The following is a 14,943-nucleotide window of genomic DNA, read 5'->3' as shown; positions in this document are numbered from 1 at the left end:
TAGTGCGGGTAATATTACTGATGAAATGATACAGCAGTATATTGATGAGCAAGAAGGTGAGCCTATTAATGATGATCGATTTCTAATCGATTCCACTTTATAACCTCTCAGCTTATAGCTGAGAGGTATTTAGTTCTTTAGCAAGTTCTACAGCGTGCTTTTCAGGATTTTGCATAACAAGTGCAGATTTTTCTCTAATCACTTCTTTTTGTGCTCCCGCTACAAAAGTATTGTCCGTATAAACAACGATAGTATTATTGATTGCCTCAGCTAATTTTTGCGGCTCAGATTTTTTAACATATTCCTCAGCTACTCTTATTTCATTAGCTTGACGTTGCTGATACTCTGCTTGCAGTCTTTGCTGCTCAGCCCTTTTGTTAGCTTCACGCTGAGCTTGTGCTCGTTGCTGTACTAAGCCTTGAAGCTGTCTATTGGCTTGGACTCGTTGCTGTTCAAATCCTCGAGCCTGATTTTGTACTTGTAGCTGTTGTTGATTTAATGCGTCAGCTGGAGCTTGAAGTGCATCTTGTTGTGTTGTAACGGTTCAGCTTGAGCTCGTGCTTGCTGCTTTGCTAAGTCAGTTGCATGTGGATTGTTTATTATTTGTTCGAATAGTACTATCTGCTGACGTAATATCTCAGTCTCAACTTGTACTCTTACACATTCTACCGCTCATTGCTGAGCGAGCACCAGAACTTGAGCTTGGTCTCATTGCTGAGTGAATGCTTGAACTTGAGCATGTTTTTGCTGCTGTTGTTACTGTAATGCTTGGACTTGAGCTTGACCTTGCTGTGCTTGAGCCTGCATTGCTTGTGTTTGGGCATTAACTCTTGCTCGCTTGCTGTGCTACTTCTTGAGCCACTGCTTGCCCTGCTTGCTGTACTTGTAGTCCGTTCCTAAAGTTCATAGTTCCTGTAGCCGGATTATAATTATGCCCTTCAGGCATAAATGCACCGCCATTAATCCTAAAAATAGATAATGCTGATACTGCATCTGCAGAATGAGCACCGATTCGTACCAGCTATTACGCTAGGGAGGTTATGTTGAAAAAATACACTATATCCTCCGGTTATATTAAATGTAATATTACCGGAAAATTCTACATCACCGTTAAGAATTAAGTCACATTTAAGATCAAATGTTGAACCGTTAATTTTAGCATTTCCATTGATTGTCACAGGATTAGTATGAACATTATAAGTTCCCGCATCAAAGTTAACTTGAGCAGCATAAATATTTTTACGTAGGTTATGAACATGATTACCCATAAATGTTAACTTCTTAATCCTTTTATTTACTGCACCAACTTCATAAGTATTTGGAATATTCACAAAAGTTACTTCGCCTATATTGGCTTTGCTAGTAGTGATGGTACCGGCATAATCTTTATTAAACTTTACTTTACCGCTATTCGTAAATTCTAAATTACCGGTATTTATTAAATTAGTTCTATTACCTCTATTATTCTGATTATACTGAGCCATATCAAGTTTTTCTTCAAATACGACATCATTACTTGCTACTGTAATCTTCTTTGAATATACCTTTTGTGTGAATTCAGTTTTCTTTCCGTTTTCAATCTGTATCTCAGCAGCTCTAAAATCTTGTACCCCTATTTGCATGAAAAGTTACCGTATTTTTTTGCATGTCCTTTTACTTGAACTACACCTTGGTTGTCTACTGTATTATTGACTACAATTCCGGAACGTACATCTATATTGCACTTAGTAGCATCTATAATTACTGTAGAATTATTCCCTAAACTAATATCTTCGGCAGCAATGTTATTTTCTAAGGTTACTAATATATTATCATCTACTTTAAATATAGAAATACTATGATTATCTCTCCCATCATTACCAATAGGGCTTTCACAAACAATATTATTACTTTCTATTTTTACTTTTCCTCGTAATGTGTTTATAGCGTATATTTTAGTATTTACTTTCATAGGTCTTTGGAAAATTATTTCATTAGTTCTTCCGCTCATTACTATAGAATCAACAGCACTAATATCATTGCCGGTAATAATTAATTTAACATCATTTCAAGATTCTAAAAGATCGATTTGCACTTTTGCGTTTTTATTGCTATATACTAATGCTTCTCCTAAAACCGCCTTGCCTGCAATACGGTAATTATTAGTATCACTATTAATAGTGATATTACGGTTACCATCAAATCCAGGAGTAATGATAATTCCTCCCATTTTTCTTTGATCGTTAATACCGTTATGCCAATTGTCAATAAAGGTACTTGCACTATAACCGTAAATATTAATATCATTAATATTTATGTTTTTATTAAAATTAATTAAATGAGCTCTTCTTAAAATAATATCATCCCCGTTTTGCGGTTGATGCTGAGCTCCATTATTACTTCTCCAATTTTGAGACCTGTCTCCCCCTCGCATTGGATCCATTATGTAAGAAGTATTATTCTCGTGCGGAACAGCAATAACAACCGCCGCAAGGCTTGCCATGCTTGCAAGTAGCCCAATACTGCTGGTTGCTAGTAAAAGTTTATTAAAAAGTTTTTTTCATATTAGTCATAATTTCCCCTATAACTTATTGTTTTTAATGTTTTTACCACTTAACTTATTGGTCATTATACACTATTTATTTACGACGCACAATAATTAATTAATAAATTTACTATTGGTTAATATTTATTAATTAATTATGATTAAGTGATTTATAAAATTTAAAGGAAATAGACCGGTTTAATGAAGGGGTAGGGGGCTCTGGTGTTTGTTTGATAGGTAATCATGAGCTACGCAAGCATTGCCCGCGTGGCTCGGTAAAACCCACTGTGTCACCTAGTTACTTGACCACGGGGTCCATAAAAACAATAAAAAATACTAATTAATTTTAGTATTTTTAACTGGATCCCGTGGTCAAGCCACGAGATGATATTAAAGGTTACTGGATTCCCACCTACGCGGGAATGATGACATAATAGCTATGCAGTAACATCCTATTCATCATCTATATTAGAAAGCTCATTTTGTAACTCTTGAGAAAATATATCCTCATCATCGTTAGAATCATTTGATTTCTTAAGGGAGTTTTTGAAATTATTTAAGCCTTTATTTTCAAATATTTCAATAGATTTTAAAGTCTCGTTTGGAATTATAACTATAATATTTTTACTTAATGCATCTAAATAATCAGTGGTAACGGACACTTTCAGTACTCCTCCATATTTGCTCTGCTTGCTACTTACTACAAAATCTTTTAAAGATTTACTTTTAAAATAGTTTTCAGAAGTAAAGACCATTGTTATAAAAAATAATACTAACGAGATAGTAGTACCTACAGCAAATCCTGCTAATAACCCTAAGAATCTGTCAATAAAACCGTTGCTCATAAACGAAATTATAGCAAGAAATTTATAAACTATAAAAACACATAAAATTAAAGAAACAAGATAAGATATAACACCGGCAATAATTATTCTTATAACCTCATTCTCCATATATTGCCCGATTAGTTTAGAAATATACGGATATAAGCAATATCCTAACATTATAGAAGTAATAAAACTGAGTATTCTAGTTGAAAACCCGATTATACCTTGATATAAGCCGCAAAATGAGAAAAGAGCAATAATAGCAAAAATAGTAATATCAAAAAATGTGATCATTATTGTTAACTTCTATTGAATAATTGGATTTAAATCTTATATACTTTAAGAGGTGATCTATAAAGATATTTTAAAGCTAGTTAAATGCTTTCTTGCTGCAAATTGTGAGATTTTTTTGAAATAGGAAATACTATTACTACAAGAATCTTATTCATTTTCGCTAAAAAAGCTCTTTAATTATCAATTAAAATATCTTTATAGATCACCTCTAATATTATAATTAACGTTTTATTTATGGGCGATAAAATTTTTCATAACTTATCCGGTAAAACACTCGTTGCTACACCGCATGTAATTACAAAAGGCATTTACCATAAATCCTTAATTTATATGCTATCACACACGGAAGAAGGAGCAATAGGGTTAATATTTAACCGCTTAGTAAATCATATAGATTTAAAATCATTTTTTAAAATAAAAAATGACGAAATAACAACCCCAGTTATGGTTCCTATATATCTTGGCGGACCCGTAGAACATGCAAAAGGTTTTTTTCTTCATTCTAGCGATTATAATAAAAATTTGTTATTGGATTTCCAGAATGATTTAGCAGTAAGCTCTAATTTAGAAATTTCAGAAGATATAGCTTTCGGTAAAGGACCTAAAAATAGTTTATTCATTGTCGGTTATACAGCATGGAAACCAAGGCAGCTTGAAGAAGAATTAGAAAAAAACCTATGGTTGGTTATGGATTGTAATAAAGAATTCATTTTTGCCGATAATCCTGAAAATAAATGGCATAATGCATTAAAACATTTAGGCATTGATGAAATATATTTCTCATCACAAATAGGAAATGCTTAGAGATGATCTATTAACCATTTTTCGGTAAGCTTAAGCAATAATGCTTTAAAAATTTTCCCTGGCTGCTAATTAAATACACAAAATTAGAATGTTGTAATTCATATTCGTGTGTTTCTACATCAAATATTTTGGATGTATAAAAGACTTTAAATTGATCTGCTAATTGTTCAATATCTTCTACTTTCCCCGTTAAACCTATAAAATTACCATCTATTTTTTCTAAATATTTTTTTAATACCTCACTTGTATCATGCTCAGGATCTAGAGTAATAAAAACTACTTGTACTGAAATATTCTCTTTCTTCAAAATCTTAATAATATCTTCTACTCTTTTTAGTGCTTGATTGTCATACAAGTAATAGGTAGTACCAAAATAAATCAAACTTAAATGACCTTGCAAATGGGTATTATCAAATTTCTTTCCTGCTTGATCTATAAGAGTAAACTTAATTTTAGGCGAATCGTCTATATTACTAGTTTTTGTACCAATCTTAAACTTAGACGGAGTTAATGAAGAATAAAATAAACATAAACATATTATGCCCGTAATCATAGCTAAGGCTATAAAAATTTTTATAATATACATTTGGTTTTTATTATGTCTCATAATCTAAGTAATTATTAATATTTATTTATAATAAAACTTATTCTTATCATATATGCAATAAAAATCATCTTTTACTATATGAAAGATCGTAATATCCAAATTGTGATATTTTGATCATATACATATTTTTAGTTAAAATAAATTGGTTAATTTATTAACTAGGTTGAAATTGTTTGAGTTAATGAGTTAATCTTAAAGTTAAGATTATTAAATAAAAAAACAACTAGGAAACAGATTAATCATGTACAATTATACTGCTTATGTAAAACATTTAAATTATAAAGTTAAAAAACAAGAAAATACGGAAATAGTAGATAACATTATTTCTGAAAAGCATTTATTTCGCATACTAAATGACAACAACAATGAAACTCAACCGACACAAACACTCCTAAATCAAAATTCGTTTGAAATAATAGATAATATTGAGTACAATAAAGCAGAAAATATGAGAAATACAATGACAATGATGTTGAAAAAAGAAGAAGTAAAGGAGGCAGAAGAAGCAGAAATGGACAATTTTATATCCGATATGTTAAAGGATAAAAATTTTATCGACTTAATTAATAAAGATAGTGAGAAATATGAATCTATTATTGATAGGAGTAATAAAGCTATAATTATATTAGGACAAGAGAAAGAAGATTGAAATCTCATAGCTAATTTTCTTAAAGACGGTGCATTAATATTAGCAAGTAATGAGTATGGAGATTGGGACTTCTCAAAAAAAGTCTAACAGCAAGTTCAAATATTTTAGATAGTTTTTATATAAAAAACGACAGGTATGTAACATATAAAAGTTCTTATTTGGATGCTTCTAATTCATCCTCTGAATCTACTATTGATAAATTTTTGCTACAAAAAATTCTAAGTACGACTCCTACTAAATTTATATTAGCAATAAAAAATATTGAAACCAAAAACTCTCACTCTTCCCTTGTCAAAGCCAAGCTAGAAAAACTTGTCGGTATATTTGAACAATTTACTAAATTATTGATATAAATGAAGATAATTTATCTATAGTAGTAACCGATAGCCCAACAAGCAATAATAATACTCGTATATCTAAAATTATTGATGACATTATAAAACTCGGTAATTTTAGCGATGAACAAAAGAGTATAATTAATAAAATAAAAGGTTCTATTTATTTATTACCTCAAGCTAGCGAACAAGCAAAAAACTATAAAGATCTATTAAATATTACAGATGATAATTATATCATTCCAAATGAATATAATAAAATAACAATCGATGGTGAAAATCGAACATATATTTTAAATGCTATAAATGTAATTGATAAAGAAATACTAATTAGTATCAATGAGCTTAAAACATATATAGAAAAAAAATGGGAACAAAATATAGAAAGTAATATAAGTTTTGAAGACAATGCCAAAACTATAGGCATTTTCTTAGAAATTGTTAAAAAATTAAATCAGCTTTTAGAAACACCGAAATCAGAAAATAAATTAAAGAACCTTCTAAATTATCTTAAATATTTATCTGACATCAAATTTTCTGAAAAAGAAAATTTGGTTACAATTAATTCTGCAAAATGGTTTAACGATTTATTTAGTAACCTTGGGGCATATAATATAAAAGAAAAGTTATTAGAATCATTTAAGCATACAATATGCAAAGATAAAGATTCATTCTATAACAAATTAAATGAGACTATTGAAAAATTTTATGAAGATATCAAAAATAACGATGTTTTAGATTTAAAAGCAATCAAGAATATATATAACTTAAAAACTTTTTACAGCATATTAACAATTCTGACCCTAATGTTGAAAATCTAGATAATATTAAATTATTTTTAACAAAGAGCTTTAAGAATTTTAATAATGTATTAGGTATAACTATAAATAATAGCATTAGTAATTGAGAAAAACTAATAGGCTCAGTCAGCAAGCAAGAAGCTAAATCTCTTGGGAAGTATATTACCGCCTCTAAATCTATTACAGAAATATCTCAAAATCTTGATAAAGTAATATATGATCAGCTTTTACATAAGCCTGTGTTACCCTGATCAAGAGCTACCTATTTACAATTTATTAGACAAATTACTAAAAGAACCTCATAAATCTATTATTGATTGTTATAAAAACGAAAACTTATATAAACATCAATTAGCAGAAATTTATTGTCAACAAGCACAAAGCTATACAGCTCATGGCTCAACAAAACTATCTGAAGAATCAATAGGATTATATGAAAATGCTGCTAACCTTGGTTTTGAATAGGCAAATATAACACTTGGGAAGATTGAATTTAAGAGCGGAAATTATGTAAAAGCTTTAGAATATTTTAAAAATACTACTCGTATATCTTATGCACAAGAAGCTTTTAGTAAATTATTACATCTCAAAGAATCAGAACTAAAAAAGAACATACAGCAAAAGAATTCGCAAGATACAGCTAAATTAACATCAGAAATAATTGAATTATATTCAAAACAAGTTGATTTTTATAACCAATATAATCTAGATATACCAGTAAAAAGTCTACAAGATTCACTCAAAGTATATTGCCTTAATACAAAAGCCCTCATAGAAGAACAAGGAAGAGCTAAACCTTATGGAATATTATATGATTTGTCTAAAGAGTTAACATCAATGATTTCTTCACCGTGTAGTCAACTTAAATTTATACAAGAAGCTGAAAAATACAAAAATTTAGCAGAAAAACTAGAAACTTATTATACGCATATTACGACAAGTCAGTCACATGATTCATACTTTAAAGAATCTTTACTTAAATTCGATGATTTAAAAACCTTAATCTTCATTTAGACCATATTATGATAATAATGAAGATTCTAGCAATATGTTAGGTGCTTGTTATAATTCCTCAGAGTATCCTCAATGAGAAAAATTTAATATCTCTTAATACAATTTTTATAGACAAGTAAAAATGTGGTGTTAGTATAAAAATAGCTATATTTAACGATGAATTAGGTTATGACAAATAATCAATTTTCCGAAGATACCAAAAAAATTGCTGATCAAATAAAAGAGGCATTAATGGGTATTAGTGATGATCTTGTACTTGAGAGTAAAGAGGTAGAGGAAATTTTTGAAGAATTAAGCCAAAATGAAGAATTTGAGTATGAGATAGAACGAATACTTGCTATCTTAAACGAGCAAACTATGGATTTAACTCAACTGCAAAGCCAAATTATCTTATTAATCCGTAAATATTTAGGTAAAACTAAAAACTTAAAGCTTAAAATGCTTAAAATGGATGAGAAGCGCATTAACAAGAATGTTGCTGAAGTCAGTAATTATTTAATGCATCAGCATTCTAAAATAGTTAGAGATGCTAATAAAAACCTTGCAAACCCAAAAGACAAATTGCAAGATTTAACCAAACAAGCTAGAATAGACTTAAAGCGTTTAATAAAGAGCTTTGCTGTTTATCAAGTTTATATGTTTATGAACCCAAAAAGAATAGCAGGCGAAACAAAGCTAATGAACTTCGCCTATAACATGATCAGAGGAGGAATGAAGCTCGCTAAAAAATATGAAGGCGGCAAGGAAAAAGACATTAAATCATATTCACCTAGACTTATTAAAAAACTTGAAAAAGCTCATGCCGGCTTTAAAAAAAGTGGCGATATCTCAATTTAATATTGTATCTTTTTATAAAGAGCTTATACTAAATTAACATTATGATAAGGTATCAAGCTTTCAACTTAAATTATTCATGTAAACTTAATATTTCAGAACTAATAACTTGGGTACATCTTGGCTGCAGTACTCAAGAAAAACACCACGCTCAACCTGTAAAAATTAACATACAACTCCTTTTCTATCAACTTCTCCGCCTGCTACTGTAACGGATAATATAAGCGATACTGTTTGTTATGCAGAAATCGTACGGCTAGTACAAAAACTTTCTCAAGAAAATCACTTTAATCTTATCGAGCATTTAGCCGCACAAATATATGATATTATTTATCAAAATTTTATCGCATCTAAATTAGAAAAGGTTTTTCTAAACGTCACCGTTACTAAATTAAAATCACCGGTTTCAGGAGTGCATGGCGGAGTTTCTTTTTCTTATTCAGGAAAGGAGGCACTATGATTTATATTTCTATAGGTAGTAATTTAGGTAATAGACTTTTCAATATTAAAAAAGCTCTAAATTTACTAAAAAGCTGTAATTTTAGATTGCTTAAGCAATCTATTATTTTTGAAACACAAGTTATTTTACCACCTAATGCCGATAAAGCTTGGAATAAACTATATTTTAATATGGTGGTGCAGGGTAAAAGTACTTTAACGCCTAGTCAACTGCTAATTGAGCTTAAAAAGATTGAAAAACAACTAGGTAGAGCAAGCGCTTACGCTAAATGGTCTCCAAGAGTTATTGACTTAGATATCCTACTTTGGAGTAATTACCATATAGATTTGCCTGATTTAAAAATACCGCATCCTGAATTATTAAACAGACCGTTTCTTATTCATCTAATTGCAGGTTTAAGTGTGGAATGTCGTTATTCATGTCCGACTAATAATTTTTACAACAATAAAACCTTTGCAGAAATAGCACATTTAATTGAAAATCAAGGAGTTATACGCTCTCTTGTTTTAAATCCTCAATTTGTCGGTATTTTAAATATGACTCCTGATTCTTTTTCTGATGGAGGATTAAATTTTCATAAAGAAGATGCCGTTAGAAATTTTGTATACTTGATAAATGAAGGAGCTAAAATAATTGAGCTGGGATCACAATCAACACGTCCTTCTGCTTTAATTATTAATGAAGATGAAGAATATGTAAGGCTTGAGAATGTTCTTGAAGAGTTTAGGGAAAGTTATAAAGGCAACAGAAGTTATAGTCAGTATTGATAGTTTCACTCCTGAAGTAATTAAACGTATTTTAAAAAAAATACCCTATTTCCTGTATAAACTTGGTTGAAAATAATCTGACTATACATGATGATTAATTGCAGATTATAATTGTAAAATTATTACTATGCACTCATTAACCGTTCCACCGCAAAAACAAAAATGCCTTAATTTCGGTAAATCTCCGCTTGCTAGCTTAGATATATGGGCAGAGCAAGAAATAACAAGATTAGACAAATGTGGATTTGATAGAAACAATATCATTCTTGATCCTGGAATTGGTTTTGGAAAATCCGTTTATCAAACTTAATATATATTACAACATATTTAAAAATTTAAAAATCTAGGATGTGAGATATTGGTAGGACACTCACGAAAATCTTATATTTCTGCTTTTTATAATTCCAAAGCATCGGAAAGAGATTTAGAAACAATAGCAATATCAAAATCTTTAACAGAGCATGGAGCTGATTATTTACGAGTGCATAATGTTATAGAGTATCAAAGATTTTTTGTAGCAGACCATATGATTAAACAGTCATCTCATGAAAAATCGAAAAATCATCGGTATAATGGCATGTGATCCACAAGGAGTGATAGGTAATAAAGGTCAGATGCCTTGGTCTTATACTAAGGAGTTTGAATATTTTTATCAGACGGTAAAAAATAATATTATAGTTATGGGACGAAAAACCTTTGACTCTATACCTGCAAAGATTTTAAAAAATTGTACTTGTATTGTTTTTTCAAAGAATGTACCACCACAACTTTATAGTAACAATATATTTTTTATTAAATCTTTAGATGATTTTTGGCGGGTAATAAAACCTTTTACTGATAAGAAAATTTTTATGGTTGGAGGGGTAGAAATAGCGATTTTTTTCCTAGAGTAAAATCTTATTGATGAATTTTTACTTACAAAAATAAATAAAAATTATGATTGAGATACTTTTTTTCCCTCTTAATCTTTTAGCAGAATGGCATCCTATAATAATAGATAAAACAAATGATTATCAAATTTACAAATTCATTAAAAAAGAGGTAACATGAAATTTTTAGAACAGCTTAATATTGATCTTGAACAATATAACCTTTTAAATCATCCATTTTATCAATTATGGAATATGGGCAAACTGACTCATACCACTTTACAAAATTTACGCAAAAGAATATTATCATCACGTTACAGCTTTCCCACGTTATATAAGTGCAATACATTCCAAATGTAGTGATATACAAGCTAGGCAAATATTACTTGGTAATCTTATAGAAGAAGAACAAGGTGAAGAAAATCACCCTGAACTATGGAAACGTTTTGCTGAAGGACTTAGTTGTTTAAGAAACCAGCTCACTTCAGAACCTAAATTAGACTCAACTTAAACTTGTGCAAGGTTATTTTAAATTAACAGAGAAATCTTTTTCTATAGATCTTGGAGCACTTTATGTTTATGAGCGTCATACTCCTGAAGTATCTGACTCTAAAATTCAAGGGTTGTAAAAATTTTATGGAATTTCAGATTACAGAACTTTACGATTTTTCATCGTGCATAGTAAAGTTGATCAATGGCATACACAAGTAATGTGCAAATTTGATTAATAATTTAAGCTCACAAGAACAAAAATTAGTATATCAAGGAGCGATAAAAGGTGCAACACTACTATGGCAATTTCTAGATGGTATACCTCGAGTAAATGAAGAGTTGGTATACGAAGGTCAATTTTAAAAAGAGCAAGGAGTTCACAAGGCGAGGAGCGGCACGTATACTTAATACGTGAGTACCACAGCTCTTTAAGAACGACATAGCCAATTTTTGAAATTCACCTAGTATACAACGTATCAATAATTTAACTATTATTCTCTTTCATAAAATGAAAAATATCTTCCTACATTTCTTAAGCCTCAAAAATTATCGTAATTTTAAAAATCTTGAATTAAAAACAGATAATACACCAATAATTTTAATAGGTGAAAACGGTAGCGGTAAAACTAATATTTTAGAAGCTATATCGTTGTTTTATCCAGGTAGAGGACTGCGGTCGGCTAAAATTGACGATATATGCAAAGCTTCAGAAGATTATTGCATCGTTAAAGCTTTATTACAAAGTCAATTAGGACTGGCAGAGTTTAGTACGCATATCAAACGCAATTCAAATAGGCGAATAACCGAATATAACGAAAGTAAAATAGCTAATAATGAGTTAAGTAAATTCACTAGTATGGTATGGCTGACTCCGCAAATGGAAGGAATCTTTACAAGTGGTAGCAGTGATAGAAGAAAATTTCTTGATAGAATAGTTTATAATTTTGATCCACAGCATGCAGTGTTAGTTAGTAAATACGAATATTACATGCATGAGAGAAATAAAATTCTAGCAGAAGACATAAGAGATGATAATTGGCTTAAAATTATTGAAGCAAAGATGGCTGATATGTCTAGTCATATTGCTAATAATCGCTTAAAAACCTTAGAATTTATGCAGCAAGCAATAGATGAACTTGAAAATGAGTTTCCAAAAGCCGATTTATTGATTGACAGCATTGTTGAACAAAAAATATTAGATGGCGAAGAAAATATTGTTAATTTTATTACTGCAGAACTTTATCAAACAAGAAGCAAAGATAAACTACTTGGTCGTACTAGCTTTGGAGTTCATAAAAGCGACTTTTTAGTGAAGCATCAAAAGAAAAATATCTTAGCCAAATTCTGTTCTACTGGTGAACAAAAAGCTATACTAATTGCAATAATCCTTGCTGAAATGAATTATGCTATAAAGCTAACTAAAATAGCACCGATTTTACTTTTAGATGAGGTCTTTGTGCATCTAGACGACAAAAGACGTCAATATTTAATCGAATTTTTTACCACTTTAAGCATACAGCTATGGGTTACCGCTAACGATCTAGAGGGAATAGAAAATTTTGCAAGTAAAGCACAATTGATTAAGTTATAGGTTGTGTAATAAGGTCATTTCTAGCTAAAAACGCTGTTATTGCATGGCTTTTATGTCATTCCTACTTAAGGCTTGCTTGCGTGGAACAATCCACCGCTGTCATCCCGCGACTTGATCGCGGGATCCAGTTAAAAATACTAATGATTTTAGTATTTTTTATTGTTTTTTAGATACCGTGGTCACGCCACGGTATGAAATTCATTATAGCATTTTTCTAGAGCCATACAACAACACTTTATAAAATATATTGCTTAATCTTTTACAACTCTTTAGAATTATTTTTTTATTTAAGAAAAATATATGACAAAACAAGCTAATAAAATATCCTATGATGAAGTACCTTATCCTCCATTTACTTTCAGCTATACCTCCCCGCCGTATTTAAGAACTATCGGCAAACTATTCGGGCTAAACCCTTCACCTCTTGAAACTGCTAAAGTACTTGAGATCGGTTGCGGAGTCGGCGTTAATCTTTTTAACTTTGCTGAAACATATCCTAAATCACAATCTCTAGGTGTTGACTTATCCAAAACGCAAATAGAATTAGGTCAAAAAATTATCAGCGATTTGAAAATAAAAAATATCGAACTAAAGGCATTATCTATATTGGACCTTGATGAGTCATACGGTAAGTTTGATTATATAGTTTGTCATGGCGTATATTCATGGGTGCCTAAAGAAGTACAAGATAAAATACTCGAAGTCTGTAATACACTGCTAAATCCAAACGGTATAGCCTTTGTAAGCTATAATACGCTGCCTGGTTGGAATATGCAGAGAACAATACGTGAAATGATGATGTTTCATTCAGAGTTATTTAATACTAGCCATGATAAATTACAGCAAGCTAGATTACTTTTAAAGTTCATCAATGACTCATTAGAAAGTTCTGCAACTCCTTATGCTAATTTCCTCCGAGATGAAGCAAAATTATTATCTGCATATACTGATTCATACGTACTACATGAATATTTAGGTGAAATTAATACAGGTATATATTTTCATCAATTCATAGAAAAAGCTCAAAAAAATCATTTAAATTACTTAGGTGATACATCCATTATCGCAATGTTTATCGGTAATTTACCTACTAAGGCAGCAGAAAAGCTACAAGCCGTTAATGATATTGTGCGTACTGAGCAATATATGGATTTTATCACTAATAGAAAATTCCGCTCGACATTATTATGTCATCAAAACATATCTATAAACAGAAAAATTGAATTTAACAATTTAAAAGAGTTTTACACTACCCTGAATATTAGACCGGTAACTCCGGAAAAAGAAGTTGATTTAACTAACGAACAGGAAAATATTAGCTTCTATTATGAAAATTTACCTGAGCCTTTTATTTCAACCACTTCGCCGATTATGAAAGCTATTTTATATGTATATACTGAAAATATTAGCAATCCGATAAGCTTAGAACAAGTAGCAAAAGAAGCTTGTAAAAAGCTTAGTAAATATCCACTACAAGATTTCTTAGCAGCATTAGAACAGCATTTTATCACATTCATTTTGCAAGGTTATCTCAAAATATTTGAGACCAAGCCGCATGCTATAGCAACTATCACTGAAAAACCTAAAACTAGCGAATTTGCAAGATACCAAGCAAAGCAAGCACATTTCAATAATTCAACTCACGTGTTTAGTGTTACTAATAGAATTAACGATATGATAGGCATACCTATACACGAAAAATATATTTTAGAAATGCTAGACGGTACGCATAATATTGATGATATTAGGAAAGTAGTTCTTGAAAAAATTAATTCAAAACTTTTAACTGCTTATGACGATAAAGGACAAGAAGTAACTGATCCAAAATTGTTAAAAGAATTTGTTGACTATGTAGTTACTGTGTCTCTTGAGAAATTCCGGATGAACTATCTGTTGGTAGGGTAAGTTAGTATGACCTTGTTGTCATTGCGAGCGACTACAAGGAGCATGGCACTTCCTGCAATCATACGCGTCAAGTTAAGGAAAGTAAGTAAGCAATTTGCAAGGAATTTGCTAATTGCAACTCTGTTAGCTAGAAAAAATGATATTTAAAAAGGGAAGTGAAGAGTATAAGTA

Annotated in this window: 17 protein-coding genes and 5 pseudogenes; 16 read left to right on the top strand and 6 right to left on the bottom strand. The window is 30.4% G+C overall.

Going from position 1 to position 14,943, the window contains the following annotated elements; translation table 11 throughout:
* Nucleotides 1-103: pseudogene (locus tag ACKTSD_RS07785) on the top strand (IS200/IS605 family transposase); the annotation flags it as partial.
* Between the two features lie 720 nt (nucleotides 104-823).
* On the opposite strand, the gene ACKTSD_RS00250 reads toward ACKTSD_RS07785, so the two are convergent.
* From ACKTSD_RS00250 to ACKTSD_RS00230, 5 genes are all read right to left on the bottom strand, one after another.
* On the bottom strand, nucleotides 824-946 hold the full coding sequence (locus ACKTSD_RS00250; RefSeq protein ID WP_412707464.1) for a hypothetical protein: 123 nt from the start codon (nucleotides 944-946) through the stop codon (nucleotides 824-826).
* A 19-nt stretch (nucleotides 947-965) separates the two neighbouring features.
* Nucleotides 966-1,622 (bottom strand): hypothetical protein, encoded by a 657-nt coding sequence (locus ACKTSD_RS00245; protein WP_412707463.1) that lies wholly within the window; start codon nucleotides 1,620-1,622, stop codon nucleotides 966-968.
* Nucleotides 1,613-1,990: a hypothetical protein gene (locus ACKTSD_RS00240; protein ID WP_412707462.1), complete on the bottom strand. Its 378-nt coding sequence runs from the start codon at nucleotides 1,988-1,990 to the stop codon at nucleotides 1,613-1,615. Before ACKTSD_RS00240 ends, ACKTSD_RS00245 begins: the two co-directional genes overlap by 10 nt.
* Nucleotides 1,991-2,047: 57 nt before the next feature.
* On the bottom strand, nucleotides 2,048-2,482 hold the full coding sequence (locus ACKTSD_RS00235) for a hypothetical protein (RefSeq protein ID WP_412707461.1): 435 nt from the start codon (nucleotides 2,480-2,482) through the stop codon (nucleotides 2,048-2,050).
* 494 nt (nucleotides 2,483-2,976) lie between these two features.
* Nucleotides 2,977-3,645: a CvpA family protein gene (locus ACKTSD_RS00230; RefSeq protein ID WP_412707460.1), complete on the bottom strand. Its 669-nt coding sequence runs from the start codon at nucleotides 3,643-3,645 to the stop codon at nucleotides 2,977-2,979.
* 234 nt (nucleotides 3,646-3,879) lie between these two features.
* Here ACKTSD_RS00230 and ACKTSD_RS00225 point away from each other — a divergent pair, with 234 nt between their 5' ends.
* Nucleotides 3,880-4,449, top strand: a complete 570-nt coding sequence (locus ACKTSD_RS00225; RefSeq protein ID WP_412707459.1) for a YqgE/AlgH family protein — start codon at nucleotides 3,880-3,882, stop codon at nucleotides 4,447-4,449.
* Nucleotides 4,450-4,459: 10 nt separating this feature from the next.
* Here ACKTSD_RS00225 and ACKTSD_RS00220 read toward each other — a convergent pair whose 3' ends face one another.
* Nucleotides 4,460-5,056 carry an SCO family protein gene (locus ACKTSD_RS00220; protein ID WP_412707458.1) on the bottom strand — a complete coding sequence of 199 codons (597 nt, stop codon included), beginning with the start codon at nucleotides 5,054-5,056 and terminating at the stop codon, nucleotides 4,460-4,462.
* 241 nt (nucleotides 5,057-5,297) lie between these two features.
* Here ACKTSD_RS00220 and ACKTSD_RS00215 point away from each other — a divergent pair, with 241 nt between their 5' ends.
* From ACKTSD_RS00215 to ACKTSD_RS00150, 14 genes and pseudogenes are all read left to right on the top strand, one after another.
* Complete coding sequence (locus tag ACKTSD_RS00215) at nucleotides 5,298-5,705, top strand: hypothetical protein (RefSeq protein ID WP_412707457.1); 408 nt, start codon at nucleotides 5,298-5,300, stop codon at nucleotides 5,703-5,705.
* Between the two features lie 62 nt (nucleotides 5,706-5,767).
* The gene (locus ACKTSD_RS00210; protein WP_412707456.1) at nucleotides 5,768-6,058 is read left to right on the top strand and encodes a hypothetical protein; all 291 of its coding nucleotides are present in this window, start codon (nucleotides 5,768-5,770) and stop codon (nucleotides 6,056-6,058) included.
* Between the two features lie 338 nt (nucleotides 6,059-6,396).
* A pseudogene (locus tag ACKTSD_RS00205) lies at nucleotides 6,397-6,639 on the top strand (hypothetical protein); the annotation flags it as partial.
* A 417-nt stretch (nucleotides 6,640-7,056) separates the two neighbouring features.
* A complete protein-coding gene (locus ACKTSD_RS00200; protein ID WP_412707455.1) occupies nucleotides 7,057-7,305 on the top strand; it encodes a hypothetical protein in 249 nt (82 codons plus the stop codon).
* Between the two features lie 351 nt (nucleotides 7,306-7,656).
* Nucleotides 7,657-7,854 carry a hypothetical protein gene (locus tag ACKTSD_RS00195; RefSeq protein ID WP_412707454.1) on the top strand — a complete coding sequence of 66 codons (198 nt, stop codon included), beginning with the start codon at nucleotides 7,657-7,659 and terminating at the stop codon, nucleotides 7,852-7,854.
* A gap of 168 nt (nucleotides 7,855-8,022) precedes the next feature.
* Entirely contained in the window at nucleotides 8,023-8,691 is a 669-nt protein-coding gene (locus tag ACKTSD_RS00190; protein WP_412707453.1) for a DUF5394 family protein, read from the top strand.
* Between the two features lie 217 nt (nucleotides 8,692-8,908).
* A complete protein-coding gene (locus ACKTSD_RS00185; RefSeq protein WP_412707466.1) occupies nucleotides 8,909-9,148 on the top strand; it encodes a dihydroneopterin aldolase in 240 nt (79 codons plus the stop codon).
* Nucleotides 9,145-9,915 (top strand): 2-amino-4-hydroxy-6-hydroxymethyldihydropteridine diphosphokinase, encoded by a 771-nt coding sequence (gene folK, locus ACKTSD_RS00180; RefSeq protein ID WP_412707452.1) that lies wholly within the window; start codon nucleotides 9,145-9,147, stop codon nucleotides 9,913-9,915. The genes ACKTSD_RS00185 and folK overlap by 4 nt, the downstream gene beginning before the upstream one ends.
* 127 nt (nucleotides 9,916-10,042) lie before the next feature.
* A pseudogene (locus tag ACKTSD_RS00175) lies at nucleotides 10,043-10,498 on the top strand (dihydropteroate synthase).
* A pseudogene (locus ACKTSD_RS00170) lies at nucleotides 10,461-10,965 on the top strand (dihydrofolate reductase). The pseudogenes ACKTSD_RS00175 and ACKTSD_RS00170 overlap by 38 nt, the downstream one beginning before the upstream one ends.
* Nucleotides 10,966-11,055: 90 nt before the next feature.
* Entirely contained in the window at nucleotides 11,056-11,295 is a 240-nt protein-coding gene (locus ACKTSD_RS00165) for an iron-containing redox enzyme family protein (protein ID WP_412707465.1), read from the top strand.
* Between the two features lie 4 nt (nucleotides 11,296-11,299).
* Nucleotides 11,300-11,639: pseudogene (locus tag ACKTSD_RS00160) on the top strand (iron-containing redox enzyme family protein).
* A 145-nt stretch (nucleotides 11,640-11,784) separates the two neighbouring features.
* Nucleotides 11,785-12,867, top strand: a complete 1,083-nt coding sequence (gene recF, locus ACKTSD_RS00155) for a DNA replication/repair protein RecF (protein WP_412707451.1) — start codon at nucleotides 11,785-11,787, stop codon at nucleotides 12,865-12,867.
* A gap of 300 nt (nucleotides 12,868-13,167) precedes the next feature.
* On the top strand, nucleotides 13,168-14,772 hold the full coding sequence (locus tag ACKTSD_RS00150; RefSeq protein ID WP_412707450.1) for a class I SAM-dependent methyltransferase: 1,605 nt from the start codon (nucleotides 13,168-13,170) through the stop codon (nucleotides 14,770-14,772).
* Nucleotides 14,773-14,943: the final 171 nt, after the last annotated feature.

Source organism: Candidatus Rickettsia kedanie, from assembly GCF_045865205.1.
Taxonomy (GTDB): Bacteria; Pseudomonadota; Alphaproteobacteria; order Rickettsiales; family Rickettsiaceae; genus Rickettsia; species Rickettsia australis.
The sequence above is the reverse complement of the archived record's forward strand: the minus strand, read 5'-3'. Positions and strand labels throughout refer to the sequence as shown.

Bases quoted from the DNA above. Each gene is read 5' to 3' on its own strand.
- folK (WP_412707452.1), top strand. From the start codon at position 9,145: ATGATTTATATTTCTATAGGTAGTAATTTAGGTAATAGACTTTTCAAT.
- ACKTSD_RS00220 (WP_412707458.1), bottom strand. From the start codon at position 5,056: ATGAGACATAATAAAAACCAAATGTATATTATAAAAATTTTTATAGCC.
- ACKTSD_RS00240 (WP_412707462.1), bottom strand. From the start codon at position 1,990: ATGAGCGGAAGAACTAATGAAATAATTTTCCAAAGACCTATGAAAGTA.
- ACKTSD_RS00200 (WP_412707455.1), top strand. From the start codon at position 7,057: ATGATCAGCTTTTACATAAGCCTGTGTTACCCTGATCAAGAGCTACCT.
- ACKTSD_RS00215 (WP_412707457.1), top strand. From the start codon at position 5,298: ATGTACAATTATACTGCTTATGTAAAACATTTAAATTATAAAGTTAAA.
- ACKTSD_RS00225 (WP_412707459.1), top strand. From the start codon at position 3,880: ATGGGCGATAAAATTTTTCATAACTTATCCGGTAAAACACTCGTTGCT.
- ACKTSD_RS00150 (WP_412707450.1), top strand. From the start codon at position 13,168: ATGACAAAACAAGCTAATAAAATATCCTATGATGAAGTACCTTATCCT.
- recF (WP_412707451.1), top strand. From the start codon at position 11,785: ATGAAAAATATCTTCCTACATTTCTTAAGCCTCAAAAATTATCGTAAT.
- ACKTSD_RS00245 (WP_412707463.1), bottom strand. From the start codon at position 1,622: ATGCAAATAGGGGTACAAGATTTTAGAGCTGCTGAGATACAGATTGAA.
- ACKTSD_RS00190 (WP_412707453.1), top strand. From the start codon at position 8,023: ATGACAAATAATCAATTTTCCGAAGATACCAAAAAAATTGCTGATCAA.
- ACKTSD_RS00250 (WP_412707464.1), bottom strand. From the start codon at position 946: ATGCCTGAAGGGCATAATTATAATCCGGCTACAGGAACTATGAACTTT.
- ACKTSD_RS00235 (WP_412707461.1), bottom strand. From the start codon at position 2,482: ATGGCAAGCCTTGCGGCGGTTGTTATTGCTGTTCCGCACGAGAATAAT.
- ACKTSD_RS00230 (WP_412707460.1), bottom strand. From the start codon at position 3,645: ATGATCACATTTTTTGATATTACTATTTTTGCTATTATTGCTCTTTTC.